Here is a 20,848-nt window from a genome sequence, read left to right as displayed (position 1 = left end):
CCGTTGAAGGAAAATAACACAGGAGGCCCATGGATAAAGGCGCGCCGCCTCCCAGACGTGGGAGGAACCTGTGAAAATTTTAGTTGCCTGCGAAGAGTCGCAGGCGGTAACGATTGAACTGAGAAGGCTGAGGCACGAGGCATACAGCTGCGATATTGAACCGTGCTCCGGCGGACATCCGGAATGGCATTTGCAGGTGGATGCGTTGGAACTGCTGAAAATGCGGTGGGATATGATTCTGGCATTTCCACCGTGCACACACCTTGCAGTGTCCGGGGCCAGATACTTTGAGGAAAAGCGAAAAGATGGACGGCAACAGCAGGGAATTGAGTTTTTCATGGCATTTGCAGGCGCAGATTGCGACAGGATCGCCATTGAGAACCCTGTGGGAATTATGTCTACATACTGGAGAAAACCGGACCAGATCGTCCAGCCATGGCAATTCGGGCACGGAGAAACAAAGGCAACCTGCCTGTGGCTGAAGGGATTGCCGCTGTTGCAGCCGACAAATATTGTGGATGGTAGAACTGCCCGCGTATGGCGTATGCCGCCCGGCCCTGACCGGGCGAAACTGCGGAGTAAGACCTACCAGGGGATTGCCCGTGCCATGGCAGAGCAGTGGGCAGGCAAATGTGAGGAGGAGGCAATCTGATGGATACCAAAGACAAAATCAGGGACTACCGGCATCTGCATAATACACGGCGCGGCCCGCAGGGGGCCGGGGAGGGCGAAGAATGACGCATCATGTCACTATGCCAACAGATAAGGCACTGGAATACTTGGGAGCACTCAAAGACTACGCAAACGCCAAATTTCCAGACCCCGGTTTTGCGATCGCCCTAAGTATGGCCATTGGCGGCATGAGCCGCGCCGCGACCGAGGCCAACGAGGCGCTGACGCTGGATAGCAGACTAACGCCCAAAATGGTGACCTGTCCAAAGGGATGGCAAGGGATAAGAGATACCCGCTTTTATTGTCCTGGCTGCAAGAAAGCAGTAAGAAAAGGCGAGGCGTATTGCCATAAGTGCGGACAAGCCCTTATGTTCCCAGTAGAACGATATGACAAAGAAAACAATAGGATTTGGCTGGACTTTTTTGATCGCCGCCCGCCGGAAGGGGGCGAGGGGTGATGAGTAAGAACGCAAAAGATTTAACCGGAGAGAAGTTCGGCAGATGGACAGTTGTGGAATTTGCGGGAAGAGGTTCACATGGAGAAATTAATTATAAATGCCGTTGTGATTGCGGGGCAGAGCGTATCCTGCGGCGAAGCTCTCTTACCTCTGGGAATAGCAAAAGTTGCGGCTGTTTATCGCGGGATATAGCCAGAGAGTGCGGGATTAAGCACGGACTAACCGGAAGCCGTTTATACCGTATTTGGGCTGGAATTGTTCAACGGTGCTGTAATAACCACAAAAGATATTCGCGCTTTTAACAGTGCCGTATCCCTCTACTCCAATGTACACGGCTTCCTCTGTCACCGGCCCGTTTTCTTCAGCGGATGCGGGAACAATGAAGGAACACAGAAGGCACAGTGCAAGAAATAATGCGCAGGTCCTTTTTTTCATATTTACGTCCCTTTCTTTATAATTATTCCGTTTACAAGTCCATTTGCAAGATAAATACTGCTACAGAGCTCCTCAAAATTGCAGTCATACACGTTTTCAAACCCATGTATGCAGAGGTCTTTGTGCTCTATTGTAAATAGAGCACAAATCAGGGGCCCCTGATTTGAATTTTTTTCCCGTGTCCGGCATGGGCTGCCGAGCCGAGGCGTTTTAGAGCTCCACGTACTCCAGGACCTCTTTGGTTCGCTCGAACTCGTCGTAGCGCAGCCCCCGGTCTCTGGTTTCCATTTCGCCCAGCTGGTTGTCGTAGGGATCGGCGCGCCAATGGTCCTTCGGCGCATCAAAGTCTCCCTCAAACTGGGTGTTGGCCACCATACGGTAGGGGTCCAGATTGCCGAAATAGTACTTGCGCCGTTCCTCATTGCCATCCCGGACAGCGCCGCCCCCAAAGGAGGGATCGGCATACAGCCATCCATAGGGCTCCACGTAGAACTGGGTCCAGTCGTGGGCGCCGCAGAAGCCCGGTTCCGCCTTCCATCCACTCTGCCAACGGGCGGGAATACCCGCGCAGCGGCACAGCGTGATGAACAGCAGCGCCTGCACGCCGCAGTCGCCGATGCGGTTGCGGGCACACATCTCCGGAATGTTCTCCAGCCCAAAATAGGCCCGCATAAAGGAGTACTCCACGTTCAGCGTGATGAAATCATAGAAGCGTCTGGCCTTTTCCAGCGGCTCCTCCACCCCGTCGGTCAGCGTGCGCACCAGTTCCTTGATATAAGGGGTGAACATAACGTGAGGCGGAATCTCCTCCGTGTCAAACGTGGGTCGTTCCAGCGCGCTGACCGGCTGGGAGATGTCCACATACCGAGCCGTCTGCATATAGGAGAACTCCACGGCGAATTCGTGATTTTCCTCCATGACCTCCTCCCAGAAGACCACCCGCTGAGGGGCTGTCTCCGGTGAGATGTGGGTGGGCTGGGGAAAGACCTGTTCAATCCGGATTTCGCTCTGGGAATCACATGCGCAGGGCAGCGGCAAATAGGCCCGGACCCGCTCTCCCTTTTGAAAGCACTCGTCCTTCATCCGCACGCTGGCCCGACAGCGGATACGGGCCGACATCCGTCCCTTTTCCCGCATCAGCCGGGCGGCCCGGTCCAGCCGGCCCTCGCCGCTGTCCTGTCCGTCGGCGCCGGCCACCACCACGTTGGCACGCTTGGCAAAGGCGGCATCCGTCTTGCACAGCGTCTCAAAGAAGCGGTTGAAATAGTGGGGTACGCCGTGGTCGTAGATCCAGTCGATCTTCCAGGCGTCCTCAAGGGCGTCAAACTCCGCCTCGGTGAATTCCGGAATATGCCCTCTCACCAGCGCCAGTGCCTCCGCCTTGGTATAGGGGTAGTCACTGGGCAGGCGGCGGATCATCTCCCGCTGCACCGTCAGACATTTTTTCAGCGCCTCAGGAGTATTTTCCGCCTTTAAATGACGGTCGATTGCGCTGATCGCGCCCTCAAAATCGCCGTGGAGCTTGCGGCGGAGCACATCGTCCGGAAGGCCGATATGCAGGTATCGAAAATTGTCATTTATGCTCATAATTGCTCCTTACCTGTCGAATTTGGGTAGAAGTATCCCCCACCCGTCTGGGGCAGGTGAGGGATACCGGATCACATAACTTCGGAAATTGCCGCTGCGGTCATACAAACATCTGCAGGAGGGCACCCATGCCAAGGCCGCAGAAGTTTCCTATGGCCGCGCCTAACACACCCATCAGCACGCCGATACCGGCAAAGGAAGCATCGTAGGCAGTTGCGATAATGGGCGCGGACGCGGATCCTCCGATACAGGCCACCGATGCTGTGGAGCACATGCACAGATCCCAGTGGAACAGCTTGCACAGCAGGAACATCAGCACCACGTGGATCACCAGGATCAGCAGGCCGTAAACAACCCACATGGGCGCGGTCAGCAGATCGGTAACGGAAGCGGTGGAAGCCAGCAGGGAAACAACCGCATACAGGTAGACGCTGGAGAGTTCCTCCACGGCGGGAAGCTTGCCCAAGGGAGTCATGGCGCAGATCAGGCCGAACACGGTGATCAGGACGGTCACGCAGGTGCCCTTGTCGAACATACCCAGGCCGATGGCCTTCAGGCCTCCATTGGCGGCGCCGCCCAGCCACTGGAAAATGGCGGAAACGAGGAGGGACAGACCGATCAGGAATATCCAGTCGGTAGCGGTGGCCTGCTTCTTCTCCTTGGCCACCTCAGCGTTGGCAGCCTCGGCAATGGCGTCCAGGCCGGTGGTGTTGGCCTTCACGGCATTGTTCCACTTATTTGCATAGCGGACGGCCAGCAGCAGGGCGATCCACAGCGAGTAGCACACCGTATCGAGGGCCAGCGCACAGCTGTATGCGCCGGCATCCACAGGCAGGGCATCCTGCATGGCGGCCATATTGGCGCTGCCGCCTACCCAGGAAGCGTAGAGCGCGGCCACGGCGGCCCAGCTCTTCTCTCCTCCGCCCAGAAGGCCCATGAACGCGGGATACAGCACGATGAAGCCCACGGCCAGGGTGGCGGCACAGCCCAGGAAGATGGCGATCATGCGGGGGCCCAGCTTGCCTAACTTACGGAAATCGCAGCGCAGCAGCATGACGAAGATCATGGCGTAAAGAATATTGTTTTTCAGGGATCCGTAAGCGGCGGAAACGCCGTCGGAACTGTAGAGTCCCATGGTGCAGAAGATCATGTTCAGCACATAGATCCACACAAGGGGAGGAACAACGTTAAATACCTTCCATTTTGTCTTTTTCTCCAGGAACAACAGGCCGCCGGCAATGAACATCAGAAATGCGATGTAAGTAAATCCATTGGTGATAACCATAAATTTCTCTCCCTTTCACGTATTTTTTGTATCAGGCGTCCGTTTTGCCGCTTTGCGGTCTCTCTATAAAACGCCTCCTGCCAACGCCATCCCTTGGGATGACGTTCTCAACCCATTGGCCTCACCCTCCTTTTTGTAAGTTCAGTTATTTGATGGGCACTTGCCCAGGTTCACAAAATCAGTCCAGATACCGAATTCCCTCAATGCCCTGAATGCCCAGGCCGGGTCCGTTGGATACGGTGATCTCCTTCTCGTTGAACACCGCGCCGCCCAGAACCGGGTCCTCACTGCACAGCACCGGACCATCCAGGTCGATCTTGGTGATGATCTGCTTAGCGCAGGCCAGATGCACGGCAGCGTTGACGCTGACCTTTGCCTCAAGCATGCATCCGATCATGCACTCCACGCCGTAGACCTCGGCGGCGGAAGCGATCTTTAGCGCGTTGTAAAGTCCGCCGCACTTCATCAGCTTGATATTCACCAGATCCGCAGCGCCCATCTGCATGATCTTCACCGCATCCTCCGGGGAGAATACGCTCTCATCGGCCAGAACCGGCACATAGGAGCGCTCCGTCACATACTTCAGGCCCTCAAAATCGTGGGCCTTGACAGGCTGCTCCACGAACTCGATGTCCAGGCCCTTGTCCTGCATCTGGTTGAGGAGTTTGACCGCCTGCTTGGGCGACCACGCCTGGTTGGCATCGATGCGGATGCAGGCTTTGTCTCCGATGGCTTTACGAACCGCCATCAGCCGGGCCACATCCAAATCAGGATTGCTGCCCACCTTTACCTTCAGGCAGTCATAGCCCCGCTCAATGGCGTTGATGGCGTCTGTTGCCATTTCCTCAGGGTCGTTGACGCTGATGGTGATATCGGTGACGATCTTGCTGCGGCTGCCGCCCAAAAGCTTGTAGACCGGCAGGTTGTACAGCTGGCCGTACAGGTCCCACAGGGCCATGTCCGCCGCCGCCTTGGCGCTGGTGTTCTTCACGATGCAGCCGTTGAGCGCCTTCATCACGTCCTCAAAATCGTCCACATCCCGGCCCACCAGGGTCTTGATGATGTGGTCCTGAAGGGCGCCGATGATCGCGCCGGTGGTATCGCCGGTAATTGCTCCCGTGGGGGGCGCCTCGCCATAGCCCACAGCGCCGGTATCGGTGTGGATCTCCACAATCACGTCCTCCACGCTGGAGACGGAGCGCAGCGCTGTCTTAAACGGCACCCGCAGGGGTACGGAGATCATGCCCAAACGAATTTCTGTAATTTTCATTACGTTCCTCCTCTTTTCCTTTATTTTGCCAAATCGTACAGTGCCTGTGCGATGATTTGCGCGTTTTTCATCAGCTTCTCCACCTCGATGAACTCATCGGGCTTGTGCTCGCGCACCTCGTCACCGGGGAAGATGGGGCCAAAGGCCACGATGTTGGGGATGGCCTTGGCGTATGTCCCGCCGCCGATGCTCTTGGGTCTGGCTTCCAGGCCTGTCTCCTCGGTGTAGACCTTCATCAGCGTCTGGATGAGCTCACTGTCCTCGGGCACATAGAGGCTCTTTTTGTGGCTCTGGCCCGTGAGCTGGAAGCCGGCCTCCTCAAAGGCCCTTCGCAGCACCGGATCGCAGTCCTCTATCTGTTTTGTCACAGGGTAGCGGTAATTGATCCGGAGATTCATCTCCTCTTCTCCGCCCTCGATGGTGCCCAGGTTCAGGGTCAGCCCGCCGGAGACCTCATCGTAGAGGGCAATTCCCAAAGAGGCTCCGTCGGTTTCCATGCCCACTTTACCGGCCAGAAACTCCACCGCCTCCTTCAGGTCGCCCTCCAGCGGCAGCTTTCTGAGCGTCTGCATCAACCGGCCGATGGCGTTTTCCCCCTGCTCCGGCGTGCTGCCGTGGGCACCCACGCCCGACGCCTCGATCCGGACGCCTTCCTCCGTGAGGGTGCAGACAACCTTCTCCGGTGCGGTGCGCCGCAGCTCTTGCGCAATCTCCCTGGAGCAGCGCAGCTCCGCCGAAGCCGCCGCAGGCACCACGTTGGGCGCCGAGCCTCCGCTGAGCCGCACCAGCCGCACCGGTCCGCTCTGGCTGTACTGTCTGCGGAAGGCCACATTGACAATGCCCTTTTCCCCGTTGATCACCGGGTATTCTCCATCCGGGGTGAACCCCATCAGCGGCAGCTCGCCGCCGTGGCTTATGTAGTACTTCATATCGGCGCTGCCCGTCTCCTCGTTGGTGCCGAACATCAGACGGATCCTCCGCCGCAGGGGCAGGCCGGACTCCTTCAGGGCCTTCATGGCATAGAGGGCCGCAAACACCGGGCCCTTGTCGTCCATCGTTCCCCGTCCCAAGACCTTGCCGTCCCGGATTTCGCCGCCAAAGGGGTCCACCGTCCAGCCGTCCCCCTCGGGGACCACATCCAGGTGTCCCAGAACAGCGATCATCTCCTCGCCGCTTCCGTATTCACACCAGCCCACCTGGTGGTCCATATCGCTTGTTTCAAATCCGCACCGCCGCGCCGTAGCCAGGGCGTGCTCCAGGCTGCGCTGTACGCCTTCTCCATAGGGGAAGCCGCTGTCGTCCGCCTCCTCCACGCTGCGAATCCGGACACTTTCCTGTAGGCTTTTGAGCAATTCTTCCTGCTGCGCGGCCACCGCATCCCGCAGTTCCATTCTTGACCCTCCTATTTTCTTCCAAAAAAACAAAATACCCAGCAAAGGCCAGGCAAAAGGCCAGGCAGTTAGGGTCCCGGCCTTTGCTGGGTTTCATCAAGTTCATTGATATATTGGGAAATATATCACACAAAATGAAGCAGCAATTGATTCAATTCAGTTTTTCCTTTGCCATGATATACCGCTTGTTGGCATCTTTCAGTGCCGCAATCACCGCGCGGGTGGAGGAGCCGTAATACCGGCGGGTAATCTCCGCTTCAAGCTGTTCATACTCCCGGTCCAGGGAACGGCCCACGCATATCCTCCTGAGAAACGTCTCCGTGAGATCCAGCGTATGGGTGCAATCCATATTCAGGATTTCCCCGCTGCTAAGATCCACTTCCAATGCGACAAAAAAGGCACCGTAGACCTTGGTAATTGCATTGTCGATATTGGTTCTGGACTCCCCTGTCACATACACCGTCTCACGATGCTCCATACTCTTTTCCTCGCTGTCGCCAATTGGGTTTGCCTTTGCTTTACGGTTTTATTATATCATCGAAACAATGCCTGTCAAGAGAGCAGTTGTCTTTTCATACAATTCTCTCAGATTCTCTTCAGAATTTTTATATATATTGTCTATCATATCTTTGTTTTTTATAGAAAACAGAAAAATTCAATTTATCAATTTATGCACTATGACAATATTCTTTACATAAAGCTGTTCCCTTTTTTTACCACCATTTTTCGCCTTCTTTTTCAAAAAAACACCGGATGCGATTCCATCTTTTGCCGCAGAGGACGGCCCGGGATGGCCCGACGTACCTCTTCGCAGGCCGCCGGGTGAAGCGGAGATTACCTGGATTCAGACCGGACGCCCCGGCCTTCCGTTTTTATAATTTCTGATAAAGTGGATACCCATCATAAGCACGGTAACGCCCCATGTAATCGGGTAGCAATAATAAATATGGGCGATGTTGTAATCAATCTCCATGGAAATGGCCAAATACACCTGTCTGACCACGACCATTCCAATCAGGGACAGTACCATTGGGACCTTTGTATCCCCATATCCCCGCATCATTCCCAGCCCCACCTCCCGGATTGCCATGAGGCAGTAAAAGGGGATGATTGTGCGCATCATTGCTGTCGCGACTGCGGTTACGCCCGGTTCACTATTGAACCATCCGGCTATCCTATCAGAAAACATGTAGAGCGCCGCGCCGAACACCAATGTGACGGACATTGCAAGCGCCACGCTTTTTTTAAGTCCCTCATTGATTCGCTCAAACTGTGCCGCGCCGTCATTTTGACTGACAAGCGTGGTCAATGCAAGAGCGATGGCCCGGCTGGGAATCGCAATAAATCGGTCCAGCCGCTGCGCAATCCCAACGCCGGCCATGGCCGCCGTATTCAGTTTGTTCACATAGCGCCATACGAAAAGATTGGACAGGGAAATCAGCGAGTTCTGAAGGCCCGCCGGAAAACTCACGCCCATGATCTCCGCTATAATCCCCTTTGCCCCTCTCAGTTTGCGGAACGACAGGGAAAAATTTTCGGACACACTTCCAATTTTCCGGTATACCAGCACAACCGATACCGCCTGCGCACATACCGTTGCAAGGGCGACGCCTGCCACGCCCCACATCAGCAGCGCCGTAAAAAGCAGATCCAGCCCTATATTCAGCGTACACGCAATCAGAAGGATATAGAACGGGGACCTGGAGTCCCCTATCGCCCGAAGGATTCCCGCACCCACGTTGTAGATGATCGTAAACATGATCCCGGCAAGATAGATCCGCAAATACACAGCCGCCATGCTCCATGCCTCTTCCGGAACCGCGGCCAGGCGTAGAAGCGCTGGCGTAAACACTATGCCGATACAGGATAAAATCACACCCAATACCACCGAAAAGGAAAACGCGACCTGCACACACTCATTCAGTCCCGCTTTGTCCTGCTTTCCAAAGGCGCGGGAGATGATCACCGATGTGCCCACCGACACCCCAGTGAAAAATCCAATCAGGAGGTAAGAGAGCGTTCCGCACACGCTGACGGCCCCTATCGCAACCTGTCCCACGAAATTTCCAACCACCAGGGAATCCACGCTGTTGTACAAATTTTGAAAAAGCTCGCTCAGCATAATCGGGATTGCGAACCAGATCAGTTCCGGTGTGATGTTCCCCTGCGTAAAGTCCACGCTGTCATGCGGCTTCATTTCCGTCGCCTCCTCCGTATCAGTCAATTAAGAGCCCCGCAAACCGTCTGCAGGGCTCTTAATGAACCGTTTGTATTTTGTTTTTTAACGGGGATGGTGGCATGCCACAAGGCGTCCGTTCCCCTCCACCGCCGCCGGGACATTCTGCCGGCATTCCTCCGTCGCGTAAGGGCAGCGCGTATGGAATCTGCAGCCCGGCGGCGGAGCCATAGGGCTGGGCAGCTCGCCGGAAATCAGCTGTTTCCCCTGTCTGTCGCTGGGGTCCGTGACAGGTACCGCACTGAGCAGGAAGCTGGTGTACGGATGCCGCGGATGCGCAAATATCTCCTCCGTGGGTCCGCTTTCGCAAATCATACCCAAATACATGATGCACACACGGTCGGAGATACGCCTCACCACATTCAAATCATGGGAGATGAACAAATAAGTCAACCCCATTTTCTCCTGCAGGTCGGCAAGCAGATTCAGCACCTGGGCCTGAATGGACACATCCAGCGCCGATACCGGCTCATCGCAGACAATCAGTTTGGGGTTCAGCGCCAGCGCACGCGCGATCCCGACGCGCTGACGCTGGCCCCCGCTGAACTGGTGGGGAAAGCGGTTTTTGTATTCCACCGGGATGCCCACAATCCGCAGCAGCTCCTCGACTTGTTTCTGCCTGTCCTGCTTGCTGCCAACACCGTTGATTGTCAGCGGCTCCATAATGGAGTTTGCTATGCTCAGCCGGGGGTCCAGACTTGCATAGGGGTCCTGAAAAATGCACTGGATATCCTTTCGCATCTTCCGAAACTCGCCTGTGCTCATTGCGGTCAGTTCTTTTTCTTCGAACCACAGTTTTCCCGCAGTGGGGCGGAGCAGCCCAAGGATCAGCCGGCCCAGCGTACTCTTGCCGCAGCCGCTTTCCCCCACAAGGCCCAGGGTCTCTCCCTTGTAAATCGTGATGTCCACATCTGATACGGCATGGACCTTATTGCGTCCGGCGGGGAACTCCTTTACAAGGCCTTCACCGCGCAGCAATACTTCCCGCTCCATACTCATTCCTCCTTTTGGAACATCCAGCAGCTGACACGATGTCCCTCATGTACTTGCGCCGCGGAAGGAAGGGCCTGCCTGCACTTGTCCGCCGCGTGCTGGCAGCGGGGAGCAAACCGGCAGCCCTGCGGCATCTCCGCCAGCATGGGCACGGTCCCCGGGATGCTTTGCAGACGCTTTTCCGTGTTCCGGCTTGGGAGCGATCCCAGCAGGCCCCGTGTGTAAGGATGCTTCGGATTGTGGAACAGCTCATATACGTCTGCCGTCTCCACAATTTTTCCGGCATACATGACATAGACCATGTCGCAGATTTCCGCGACAACGCCCAGATCATGGGTGATCAGAAGAATGGAAGTCCCGGCCTCCTGCTGAAGCCTGCGCATCAGCTGCAGGATCTGCGCCTCAATGGTCACATCCAGGGCGGTCGTCGGCTCATCCGCGATCAGCAGATCGGGCCTGCATATCATTGCCGCGCTGATCATAACCCGCTGGCGAAGGCCGCCGCTGAGTTCGTGGGGATAGCAGTTGTAGCGCCGTTCCGGCTCCGGGATTCCGACGCTGCGGAACATCTCGATCACCTGCTTTTTTGCCTCTTCCTTGCCGATCTCCTTGTGCAGCATCACGACCTCAAGAACCTGGGGTCCAACCTTGATGACCGGATTCAGGCTGCTCATCGGCTCCTGAAAAATCAGCGTCATCCGGTCGCCGTACAGCAGCCGGCGCTGCTCCGCCGTATAGGCCAGAAAGTCATTTCCGCAGAATCTGACACTGCCCTCGGAAATGTGACCGCCCTGCGGCAGCAGCCCCATCACTGAATTTGCCATCATGCTTTTTCCGCAGCCGCTCTCCCCTACCAGCCCAACGATCTTCCCTCTGGGAATATCCAAATCCACGCCGTCAACCGGATACAGCTTCCCCTTTCTGGTCTCCAGGCAGGTGCGCAATCCGGAGATCTGCAAAACAGAGGCTTCGGGGGCCGCAGCGGCTCCCCCGGCCTGAGCTTTATCGTTTTGTGTTCTCATCCTTTTGCTCCTTTTCGATCATTCGGATACCGTTACCGCCGTAATTTCGGATCAAATGCATCACGCAGACCATCGCCCATAAGGTTCAGTGAGAGAACCGTAAGCATGATGGCAAGACCGGGGAAAATCGTAATGTATGCATTGTGGCGCAGAAACTCCTTGCCGTTGGAAAGCATCGCTCCCCACTCCGGGGTAGGCGCCGGTATTCCAACGCCAAGAAAGCTCAGTCCGGCACAGGCGATAATTGCCGATCCCACGCTCAGGGTCGCCTGAACAATGATCGGAGCAAGGCAGTTGGGGATGATATGGCGCAGGATAATGAACATGTGGGAGGCGCCTGATGTACGCGCCGCATCCACGTACTCCGTGTTCTTGATCTGGAGCACCGACGCTCTCATAATGCGGCAATAGCGGGGAATGTTGGCCACGCCCACGGCCAGCATCATGTTGAACACGCTCTTTCCAAGCGCGGCGACGATTGACAGATTCAGCAGAAGACTGGGGATTGCAAGAAGAACATCCATGCAGCGCATCACCATCGCATCATAGGCCCCGCCGAAATAGCCGGCGCTCGCTCCAAGAAGGCTGCCGAAGACGCATGCGATTGCCACGGACACAACGCCGACCAGCAGAGATACCCTGGCGCCGTAAAGCACTCTGCTGAAGATGTCCCGCCCAAACTCATCCGTGCCGAAGATATGGGAGGAGCTTGGATGCTGCAGGGCTTCTGAATAAACCTGGAGGTAGGGATCATGGGGTGCAAGCACATCAGCAAATACGGCGACAAAGACAATGGCAAGCAAAATTGCCATTCCCAACACGGCTGCCTTGTTCTTCCTAAACTCATTCCACACAGAAGCAAAATAGCTCTCGCTTTTTATTTTGGCCCCTAAAGTTTTATCACCCATCGGCTCCGTCACCTCGCGTTACTCAAACTGGTTTTCATTCTTGGGTCAATAAATGCGTAGATAATATCTACCAGCAGATTGTTGACGCAGTAGATAAAAGCGATCATCAAAACGCCGCCCTGAACCACCGGATAATTGCTTGCACGGATCGAGTCGACCATCAGCTTCCCAATGCCGGGGATGGCAAATATGCTCTCGGTGATGACAGACCCGCCCAGCAGGATTCCGAATTGGAGCGCGATTGTTGTAATAATCGGGATGAGGGCATTCTGGAGCGCGTGGCGGGTGATGATGATCAGTTTTTTCTGGCCCTTTGCATGTGCAAAGTTGATGTAGTCCTGATTGATTACCTCCAGCATGCTTGAACGGGTCATTCTTGCAATGATCGCCATGCAGCCGTATCCAATCGTCAGCGCGGGCAGGACCAGTTGGGCAAACGTGCCGTATCCCGATATTGGCAGCCAGCCCAATTTTACGCCGAACAGGAGCATCAGCAGCAGTCCCTGCCAGAAGTGGGGCATGGATACGCCGCCCAAGGCAAAAACCATGCAGAGGTTGTCAAAAATGGAGTTGTGCTTCACTGCCGCAATCACTCCAAGCGTAATCCCCAAAACAATTGCAAGGGCAGCCGATACGCATGCCAGCGTCATCGTCTTGGGCAGGCGCTCCAGCAGCATGTCCGCAACCGGCCTCTTATTCAGGTAAGAAACGCCCAGATCGCCGTGCAGCAAGTCCAGAACATAGTTGCCATACCGAACCCAAAAGGGGTCGTCCAGGCCCAGTTCCTCATGTACCTGGGCAATTGCCTCGGGCGTCGCAGCTTCATCGCCCAGCATAATCAGAGCCGGGTCTCCGGGAGTAAAATACAGCAGCGTGAAGATAATCAGCGTCACTCCCAAAAGCACAGGAATCAGCGCTATGAAGCGTTTAACAATGTATCTAACCATCGCGTCTTCCCTCTATCCTCCGCAACAGAATGTTGCAAACTTTTTAAAAATACTCCTTCGCCCAGGTAGCCCGGTCAAGCAGAGCCATCTTATAGCCAAAGGCATGGTGGTCCTCTTCTACGGCCAAAATCTCCTTCAGGTAGCCGGCGGCTCTTTCATCGTCGCCGCTGATCCAGTGGCAGTAAACAACAGCGCCATAAAGCTCGGTGATGATTCTCTTCGCCATGCTGCGGTCGACCTCGCGGTCAAACTCATCGATGCTGGTCTGGCCGGTATAGAGCAGGCAGCGCTTGAGATACATGAGGTCGCCCTTTTCCACAGGCGTGTCCGGAGTGACGTCGGCAATGGATTTTAGCGCCTTTTCCTTCTCGCCCATGTGCAGATAGGCCATAAAGATCCAATCCCGCTCAGGCGGCGTGTTGTTGGTCCCATTTTTCAGGTGGCAGTCAATGCCGCGTTCAAAACACTCAATGGCCTCTTCATACTGCTCAAGGAAATAGTGGGCCACGCCGCGGAAATGCCACTTCCACGCATCCTTGTCATCCAGACGCGTGGACAGGACAAAGTCGGACAGGGCCTGGGGATAGCGGTCCTCAGAGAGGAATTTACGGCCGCGGTTGTAATACTGGTCGCCGTTGAAAGGCTGGATGGCCAGCGCGTTGGAAAAGCTCTCGATGGCCTTTTCGAAATCATCGTTAAAATACAGGATTCCTCTGGAAACCCAGGCGATAAAATCCTTGGGGTCCTTCTCTAACTTTGCATCCACCTCTTTCAGAATATCCCTGTCCATGACGATGGGGCCCCGGGTGGCGCCGCCTTCTCTCATGATTTTAAGCTGTCTCTCCTGAATTTTTTCGTGACTCATTGTTGGGTCCTCCTTATTATTTTTTGTCGTACAACGGTGCTTTTACTCTTCAGTCAGATAGCGGTCAACCCATCCGGAAAGCTCTTTGAGCCTGCGGATGCGGCTGCGCGGAGCGCCTGATCTTGACAGTTCATGGCTTGAGCGGCGGAACAGGCACATCCTTGTGGGCACGCCTTTTATCTGCAGCGCGGAATACATCTGCATCGCCCCGCTGAGGGAGCAGCGGAAGTCCTCAAATGAGTGCAGAAAAAGCGTGGGGGTGGTCACATTCATCGCGTAGGTATAAGGAGACTGTTCCCTGAGGCGCTCTTCATGGTTCCAGGGCGTTCCGCCGTAAACGCCGGGCGTTCCCCAGACGCCGAAATCCGTGGCGCCAAAGTCGCCCGTGATGTTGGAGATGGAGCGCATGGAAACCGCGGCGTGGAACCGGCGGGTATGGGTGATGCACCAATTCGTCAGATAGCCGCCGTAGGAGCCGCCCATCACGCCCAGCCGCTCCGGATCGATTGCCGGATACTGCTCCAGCACAAAATCAGTCCATTCCATCACATCCATAAAGTCGGCCGAGCCCCGGTGGCCGCGAATGTCCGCGAAGGCCTCCCCGTTTCCCGCCGAGCCTCTTGGATTGCAGAAAAAGACGAAATACCCCTTCCCAGCCAGATACTGCATCTCATGGAAAAAGCCCGCCGTAAACGCGGCCCTTGGCCCGCCGTGGATTTCCAGAATGCCGGGGTATGTCTTTTTCGGATCGTATCCGACAGGCTCTATCACAAATCCGCTGACCAAAAAATTGTCCCGGTCTCTGAATTGATACTTGCGCGGCCTGCTGACCGCCTTGTCCTTCAGCGCCTCCGCATTGACTTCGCTTATGCGGCGCGGTCCATCGTCCTCCATGGAAAAGAGCTCCTGAAGGCCGTCCGCCGTACCGGTCGCCAGCAGCGTCCCGCTTCCCACCGCCAGGCTGTCGGGGATGAACTCTTCCCCGTTCAGGCGCTCCGGCTGCTGTCCGGGCTTCCAGCGATTGATATAGGCCGCCGTGTCGCAGGTCGTGAAATAGTAGAGATATCCGTCGGACACCCGGAACGTGGTCCCGGCCCCATAGCGGCAGTCCGAACAGGTTTTGCTCCCAAAGTCCTCCCTGCTGTGCGTGTGGCGCAGACGCATGGCGCCGCCGGTCAATGGCAGCGTGTACAGGTTGTGGTTTGGAAACGGACCTTCCCCGTTCCAGGGGGAGGCCGCGACAACAAGCTCCTCCCCAAGAAAGTCCAGTCCCATAATCTGATAGGAGCCGGGCGTCAAAAGCGTGCTGGTTTTCCGGGTCTCCGTATCGTAGAGGTAAATGCCGTGCTGACGCACATAATAGCGGTCATAGCTGACGCCGCTGAACGCGATATACCTTCCCTCCGCGCTGAGTGCGCAATGGGCGGCTTCAAAATCGCGTTCCGTCAATTCGGACAGCTCCTGCTTCTGCGTGTCATAAAGGTAGAGCGTATGCCTCTTCTTGTTGATGAACCCCCGGCCGTCAGAGAGGAAGGGCAGTTCATCGCAAATCTCAAAGTCCTCTTCCTCCTTCCATTTTTCCAGCGCGGCGTTGCGTTCTTCCTCCGCCATCGCTTCAATATTCGGCCTTGCATTGTCCCGAACGCAGGATAAGAGGAACAGGTTCGGATGGACAAGGCGCGCCGTCGCCCCTTTCAGCGGGACCCTGAAGGCCTCCCTGCATTCCTGGGTCTTCAGGTTCTTTTCCGCGAAAATCGTAAGCCAGCCGCCGCGGCCAACGTAGTCTCTGTCCTGTTTGTCCCCGGGGGTGGGGAACAGAATGCGGTCCGGGTCCAAATAGCAGAAGCTGCGCGCCGACTCCGTTCCCCCAATGGGGGCAATCCCGTTGTCATCCCGCGTATAGCGCCACAGCGCACTGTCGTATCCATTTTTTTCTTTTACTGCCTGGGACAGGCAAAAGACTGCCGAGCGCCCGTCAGGCGCCATTTCAAGGGCAGAGAAAAAGCGATAATTCAGAAAGTCTTCACATTTGATTGTCTGCATCCTTCGTTGCCTCCTTACAGAAAAGGACTGCCGCAGGGCAAAGCCCTACAGCAGCCCTTTCTCATTCTCTCATGCGGCTTTTTTCGCTGCGGTAATCACAACGCCAAGAAGAACGCTTTCGGGAAGGATCAATCCAGTGTGCGTCAGCCTGGCGGGCTGGAAGCCATCGTCCACCCACTCTGTCCAGGCCCGGTTGAACTCGTCCAGATCGGAGGCATCCCGTAAAATAATCTCCGCCCTCAAAACGTGGTGCTTATCCGAGCCGTACTGTCCAAGCAGCTCGTCATAGCGGCGCAGCAGCGCTGTCGCCTGGTCGTACATCGTCATCTGGCGCCTTGCGGCGTCAGCAGGCGCGTGGATTTCAAAATACAGGACGCCGTTGTATTCAACGATCCGGCTCGCCCGGCCATGGGGTTCATGATGAATTACTTCCATAATCAGCTATTTCCTCCGTCAGCGTTAGTCCACAAAATAGACGTTGTTATACTTCTGATAGTTCGTCGGCAGAACCAGGTCAAATCCGCGGATCTTGGCCGTGGTGGCCGTCATTGTCATCATATTGTAGAGGGGGATGTAGACAACCCGGTCATAGAGATACTGCTGAATATCCGCATAGAGCTCCACACGCTTTTCGGCGTCATTTTCCGCGGCGGCTTCATCCAGCATGGCATCCAAATCGGGGTCAACATAGTTGACGCGGTTTCCGCCGGAGCCCACAAGATCGGAATACAGCTTTCCAAGCGTCTGGTGGGGATCGCGGAGCGTGCACACCGTCGTCAGAATCGCGGCGGTCTGCTCACGGGCATTGAGCATGGGGGTATAGGCGGAGCTGTCCATCTCGTTGAGTTTCACGGTGATGCCGCTCTCCGCCATCATGTTCTGCAAAAATTCGCCCATGCGGCGGTTGTCCGCGCTGGTGTAGAAGGAAAGCTCCAGCTCATACCCATCCGGATATCCCGCTTCGGCAAAGAGCTGCTTGCTGAGTTCGGGATCATAGGAATATCCGCCGGTGTCATAGGCGCCGGGAACCGTATCGGGCAGATAATTGTCCAGGGGCTCCGCCGCGCCAAGCAGGCAGACGGAGCACAGGGTCTCGTTGTCGATGGAGTGCGCAATTGCCTCACGGACCTTGGTGTCCGAAATCTTATCGAAATTCAGGGCAAGGTAGCTTGTATTCACGCCGGAGCATGTCCACAGCTTCAAATCCGGGTTCGCCTTGATATCCTCCATAATGGTGCCGGACACTTCCTGGATCAGATCAACGCCGCCAGCTTCCAGCTCCATCAGGCGGGTGCTGACCTCGGGAATATACCTGAAGTTGATGGTGCGCACCTTCGCGGGACCGTCGAAATAGTCGTCGAAGCGCTCAACAATAATATTTTCGCCCTCATTCCATTCGACAAGCTTGAACGGGCCCGTTCCGTTTTCCACCAGGTCCAGATCCCCGGCAGCCTCGTGCTCTTCATAGAAGGACTGCTGGAAGATGCTCATTGTCGCATGGCAGAGGATGGGCAAAAAGGGAGCAAAGGGTTCCGTTGTCGCAAGGACAACCGTGTAGTCGTCCTCCACCACAAAGTGATCGGCATCAAACTGCGCGGCATTGCTCTTGGCGCCCGGGGTCTCCTTCAGCGTTGTAAGGCTGAATACAACGTCGCTGGCCTTCAGTTCGTCTCCATTGTGGAACTTGACGCCCTTTCTGAGGTGGAAGCGGTAAGTTGTGTCACTCAGCTGCTCCCAGCTCTCGGCAAGCAGCGGCAGGATGGTCCCGTCCTTGCCCATGGTGACCAGCGTATCATACAGGTTGACATGCATCTGTGCGCCCGGGAGCTTGCTGTCGTTGCCCGGGAACATAGACTGGACAGCGCCATAGCAGGCAACTACCATTTCATCTTTGCTGGAGACTGTTTCCGCCTCGCCTTCCCCACTTCCCTGGGGCTGACTCGCGTCGCCTCCGGTTTGGCCGCAGCCCGCAAGAGAGAGCATCATAACGATGGCCATACTTGCGCACAGCAGTCTCATGAATCGCAAATTTCTTTTCATGTTTTACCCTCCTTATTTTGCTTTTTGTGTCGTACCTTCTTCTGGCAATTATCGACAAAATTATTATCACATTGTAAAATTTTATTCGCAATGCTATAATTGCTATAACCGCTATAGGTATTCTCTATGACAGGACGGAGGGAACAATATGACCATTAGCCAGCTTCGCTATGTGACTGAGATCATCAAATGCAAATCATTCAACAAGGCCTCGGAGAACCTGTATATCTCGCAGCCTTCCTTGTCGGTTTCCATCCGCAAACTGGAGGAGGAGCTGGGCGAGCCTTTATTTGTCCGGACAAGCACCGGCGTGGCCCCCACGCCTTTCGGGGTTGAATTGCTGCCTTTTATCCAGGACATCGTCAATTTGTACGAGCAAATGCCCCTTCAGGTCTATGGCAAGGCTTCGAAGCACTACTTACGGATTTCCATCGCCAACGGCGGATACCGGTTCTTTACCGAGGTGATCGGTAAACTTTATATGGCTCACAAAGAAGACGGAATCCATATTGAATACCACGACGTGCCGCCGGAGGGGAGTCTCTCAATGGTTGCGGACGGCACGGCCCAAATAGGCGGGTTCACCATATGGTCTTTTCAAAAAACATCCATAGAGTCCCGCCTAAACCGGATGGGGGTCCGGTTTGTCCAGCTTGGCAGCTGTTCCCCCACAGTCTCCATAGGCCCCAAAAACCCGCTGTGGACACGGGCGGAAAACTGGGTTACGCTGGACATGATCCGGGAGTATCCCATCATCTACTCCTTTTCCGAACACTCGAATATGCTGCTGAAAAAGCTGGGCTTGTACAACAGGGGCAACCTCATCACATGCAAGGAACGCGCCGGCCGCGGAGAACTGCTGTCGCACACCGACGGCATCTCCATCGGCGGATTTCCGTCCCAGGTTTACCGCAAGGCCAGCCACTATCCGAACCAGCGGATTTTTCAATTGCATGGGTATAATTTTAAAAACGAGTTTGGATATATCTACAACCAGTCCTATGACCTTTCCCGTGTTGCCCTTGAGTTCATCGGCTATCTGGATGAACTGATCGCCGACTGATTCAGACCGCTTTCTGCCGGGGCGGCGGTCTGTGTGCATCCGCAAAATTGCGCAAAAAAACTCCCCTGCAACCATAAGGTTGCAGGGGAGTTTGGAGGCGACACCCAGATTCGAACTGGGGAATCAGGGTTTTGCAGACCCATGCCTTACCACTTGGCTATGTCGCCGTTTCTCCATCTGCCATATTGTATGCGAAATCCATCTGGAATAGTCACAAAAATTTGTGACTATTCCAGATGGAGCGGGCGACGAGGCTCGAACTCGCTACCTCCACCTTGGCAAGGTGGCGCTCTACCAGATGAGCTACGCCCGCAAATGGTGCCTCCGGTCGGAATCGAACCAACGACACGAGGATTTTCAGTCCTCTGCTCTACCAACTGAGCTACAGAGGCAAATGGCGACCAAGATGGGGCTCGAACCCACGACCTCCAGCGTGACAGGCTGGCGTTCTAACCAACTGAACTACTTGGCCATTTGCTGCGCTATTATGGGAAAGCAACGCTCCAACCACCAGTCAGACATCCAAATTGCTTCCCCCATACACCTCAATCAAAAAGATTGAGTGGTGGGAACAACTGGACTCGAACCAGTGACCCCCTGCTTGTAAGGCAGGTGCTCTAACCAGCTGAGCTATGCTCCCGAACCTTGCCGACACTTTCGAGCGGCAAGGGTTATTATACTAAAAGGGCGTTCTCCTGTCAACCTTTGGAACAAACTTTTTTCGTTTTTTCCATTATTTTTTTCTTGCCCCGATTCCGTCGATCAGCGCCTGAAGATCAGCGCCGCTGAAGCGCTGCACCTGATCGCAGAACTGACAGGTCATCTCCGCGCCGCCCTGGTCATTCATCAGAGCGTTCAGCTCGTCGGCGCCCAAGCTGATCAGCGCCCGCTCCATCCGGTCCCGGCTGCAGTAGCAGCGGTATTCGATGGGGCTGCGCTCCAGCACCTCGATCTCAAACCCGCGCAGCACCGTACGCAGCATCGATTCGGGATCCGCTTCCCGGTCCAAAATCCCTGTGACAGGTCCGGCGGCCAGAATGCCGCCCTCCACTTTTGCAATAACGTCCTCCGGCGCTCCGGGCAGCAGCTGGATCAAATAGCCGCCCGCGGCACGGACGCTCTGGTCCCGCTCCACCAGCACCCCAAGGCCGCAGGCGGTGGGAACCTGTTCCGACTCCACAAAGTACTGGGCCACATCCTCGGCGATCTCACCGCCCAGGAGCGCCACGCTTCCCACATAGGGGTCTTTCATCCGCAGGTCCTTGATGACCGTGATGGTACCGTCCATTCCCACCGCGGTCCCCACGTCCAACTTCCCGTCCGGCCGCAACGGCAGGTCAACGTGAGGGTCCTGCACATAGCCCCGTACATTGCCCTGGTCGTCGGAGACGGCCAGGACGGTGCCAAGGGGGCCGCCGCCTTTGATCTGCACCGTAACGCTACCCCCCTCCACCTTCAGGGCGTTGCCCATCATGGAGGCAGCCGCCAGCGTGCGGCCCAGGGCCGCCGTCGCCACCGGCAGCAGCGTATGGATTTGGCGGGCCCGTTCGGTCAGCTCCCTGGTGGAAACCGCCGAGGCCTTGACAAATCCGTCTTTTGAAATTGCTCTGATCAGCTGATCGCCCATAGTTTC

General features: G+C 55.8%; 18 protein-coding genes and 5 tRNA genes. 3 read left to right on the top strand and 20 right to left on the bottom strand.

Translation table 11 applies throughout. The features are described from left to right. The first annotated feature begins 70 nt into the window (after positions 1-70). Complete coding sequence (locus tag KQI82_RS06150; protein WP_216631981.1) at positions 71-652, top strand: hypothetical protein; 582 nt, start codon at positions 71-73, stop codon at positions 650-652. 82 nt (positions 653-734) lie between these two features. Then, positions 735-1,130, top strand: coding sequence for a hypothetical protein (locus tag KQI82_RS06145; protein ID WP_216631980.1), 396 nt, complete (start codon positions 735-737; stop codon positions 1,128-1,130). Between the two features lie 645 nt (positions 1,131-1,775). Here KQI82_RS06145 and KQI82_RS06140 read toward each other — a convergent pair. From KQI82_RS06140 to KQI82_RS06075, 14 genes are all read right to left on the bottom strand, one after another. Next, positions 1,776-3,152: a transglutaminase-like domain-containing protein gene (locus tag KQI82_RS06140; RefSeq protein ID WP_216631979.1), complete on the bottom strand. Its 1,377-nt coding sequence runs from the start codon at positions 3,150-3,152 to the stop codon at positions 1,776-1,778. A gap of 100 nt (positions 3,153-3,252) precedes the next feature. After that, on the bottom strand, positions 3,253-4,437 hold the full coding sequence (locus KQI82_RS06135) for a DUF819 family protein (protein ID WP_216631978.1): 1,185 nt from the start codon (positions 4,435-4,437) through the stop codon (positions 3,253-3,255). A gap of 178 nt (positions 4,438-4,615) precedes the next feature. Beyond that, positions 4,616-5,707, bottom strand: a complete 1,092-nt coding sequence (locus KQI82_RS06130; RefSeq protein ID WP_216631977.1) for a dipeptide epimerase — start codon at positions 5,705-5,707, stop codon at positions 4,616-4,618. A 20-nt stretch (positions 5,708-5,727) separates the two neighbouring features. Continuing rightward, complete coding sequence (gene pepV / locus KQI82_RS06125) at positions 5,728-7,098, bottom strand: dipeptidase PepV (RefSeq protein ID WP_216631976.1); 1,371 nt, start codon at positions 7,096-7,098, stop codon at positions 5,728-5,730. Between the two features lie 151 nt (positions 7,099-7,249). Then, complete coding sequence (locus tag KQI82_RS06120) at positions 7,250-7,576, bottom strand: DUF3870 domain-containing protein (protein ID WP_216631975.1); 327 nt, start codon at positions 7,574-7,576, stop codon at positions 7,250-7,252. A 366-nt stretch (positions 7,577-7,942) separates the two neighbouring features. Then, complete coding sequence (locus KQI82_RS06115) at positions 7,943-9,295, bottom strand: MATE family efflux transporter (protein WP_216631974.1); 1,353 nt, start codon at positions 9,293-9,295, stop codon at positions 7,943-7,945. Positions 9,296-9,379: 84 nt separating this feature from the next. Continuing rightward, entirely contained in the window at positions 9,380-10,327 is a 948-nt protein-coding gene (locus tag KQI82_RS06110) for an ABC transporter ATP-binding protein (protein ID WP_216631973.1), read from the bottom strand. A gap of 2 nt (positions 10,328-10,329) precedes the next feature. Continuing rightward, positions 10,330-11,349, bottom strand: coding sequence for an ABC transporter ATP-binding protein (locus KQI82_RS06105; RefSeq protein WP_216631972.1), 1,020 nt, complete (start codon positions 11,347-11,349; stop codon positions 10,330-10,332). A gap of 32 nt (positions 11,350-11,381) precedes the next feature. Continuing rightward, the gene (locus KQI82_RS06100; RefSeq protein WP_216631971.1) at positions 11,382-12,257 is read right to left on the bottom strand and encodes an ABC transporter permease; all 876 of its coding nucleotides are present in this window, start codon (positions 12,255-12,257) and stop codon (positions 11,382-11,384) included. 8 nt (positions 12,258-12,265) lie between these two features. Continuing rightward, positions 12,266-13,204 carry a nickel ABC transporter permease gene (gene nikB / locus KQI82_RS06095; protein ID WP_216631970.1) on the bottom strand — a complete coding sequence of 313 codons (939 nt, stop codon included), beginning with the start codon at positions 13,202-13,204 and terminating at the stop codon, positions 12,266-12,268. A 43-nt stretch (positions 13,205-13,247) separates the two neighbouring features. Further along, positions 13,248-14,069: a tetratricopeptide repeat protein gene (locus KQI82_RS06090; protein ID WP_216631969.1), complete on the bottom strand. Its 822-nt coding sequence runs from the start codon at positions 14,067-14,069 to the stop codon at positions 13,248-13,250. Positions 14,070-14,111: 42 nt separating this feature from the next. Continuing rightward, positions 14,112-16,112 carry a S9 family peptidase gene (locus KQI82_RS06085; RefSeq protein ID WP_216631968.1) on the bottom strand — a complete coding sequence of 667 codons (2,001 nt, stop codon included), beginning with the start codon at positions 16,110-16,112 and terminating at the stop codon, positions 14,112-14,114. A gap of 69 nt (positions 16,113-16,181) precedes the next feature. Further along, a complete protein-coding gene (locus KQI82_RS06080; RefSeq protein ID WP_216631967.1) occupies positions 16,182-16,547 on the bottom strand; it encodes a Rid family hydrolase in 366 nt (121 codons plus the stop codon). Positions 16,548-16,571: 24 nt separating this feature from the next. Then, a complete protein-coding gene (locus KQI82_RS06075) occupies positions 16,572-18,152 on the bottom strand; it encodes an ABC transporter substrate-binding protein (protein ID WP_216631966.1) in 1,581 nt (526 codons plus the stop codon). A gap of 148 nt (positions 18,153-18,300) precedes the next feature. Here KQI82_RS06075 and KQI82_RS06070 point away from each other — a divergent pair, with 148 nt between their 5' ends. Then, positions 18,301-19,215: a LysR family transcriptional regulator gene (locus KQI82_RS06070; RefSeq protein ID WP_216631965.1), complete on the top strand. Its 915-nt coding sequence runs from the start codon at positions 18,301-18,303 to the stop codon at positions 19,213-19,215. A 92-nt stretch (positions 19,216-19,307) separates the two neighbouring features. Here the strand turns inward: KQI82_RS06070 and KQI82_RS06065 are convergent. The 6 genes from KQI82_RS06065 to hslO all read right to left on the bottom strand — a co-directional run bounded on the left by KQI82_RS06065 (position 19,308) and on the right by hslO (position 20,842). Continuing rightward, a tRNA-Cys gene (locus KQI82_RS06065) sits at positions 19,308-19,382 on the bottom strand. Between the two features lie 70 nt (positions 19,383-19,452). After that, a tRNA-Gly gene (locus tag KQI82_RS06060) sits at positions 19,453-19,528 on the bottom strand. Positions 19,529-19,531: 3 nt separating this feature from the next. Next, positions 19,532-19,607, bottom strand: a tRNA-Phe gene (locus KQI82_RS06055). A 3-nt stretch (positions 19,608-19,610) separates the two neighbouring features. Further along, positions 19,611-19,687: transfer RNA gene (locus KQI82_RS06050), tRNA-Asp, on the bottom strand. A gap of 91 nt (positions 19,688-19,778) precedes the next feature. Further along, positions 19,779-19,855 (bottom strand) — tRNA-Val (locus KQI82_RS06045). A gap of 93 nt (positions 19,856-19,948) precedes the next feature. Further along, the gene (hslO, locus tag KQI82_RS06040; protein ID WP_216631964.1) at positions 19,949-20,842 is read right to left on the bottom strand and encodes an Hsp33 family molecular chaperone HslO; all 894 of its coding nucleotides are present in this window, start codon (positions 20,840-20,842) and stop codon (positions 19,949-19,951) included. Positions 20,843-20,848: the final 6 nt, after the last annotated feature.

Source organism: Dysosmobacter acutus, assembly GCF_018919205.1.
GTDB classification, from domain to species: domain Bacteria; phylum Bacillota; class Clostridia; order Oscillospirales; family Oscillospiraceae; genus Oscillibacter; species Oscillibacter acutus.
The sequence above is the reverse complement of the archived record's forward strand: the minus strand, read 5'-3'. Positions and strand labels throughout refer to the sequence as shown.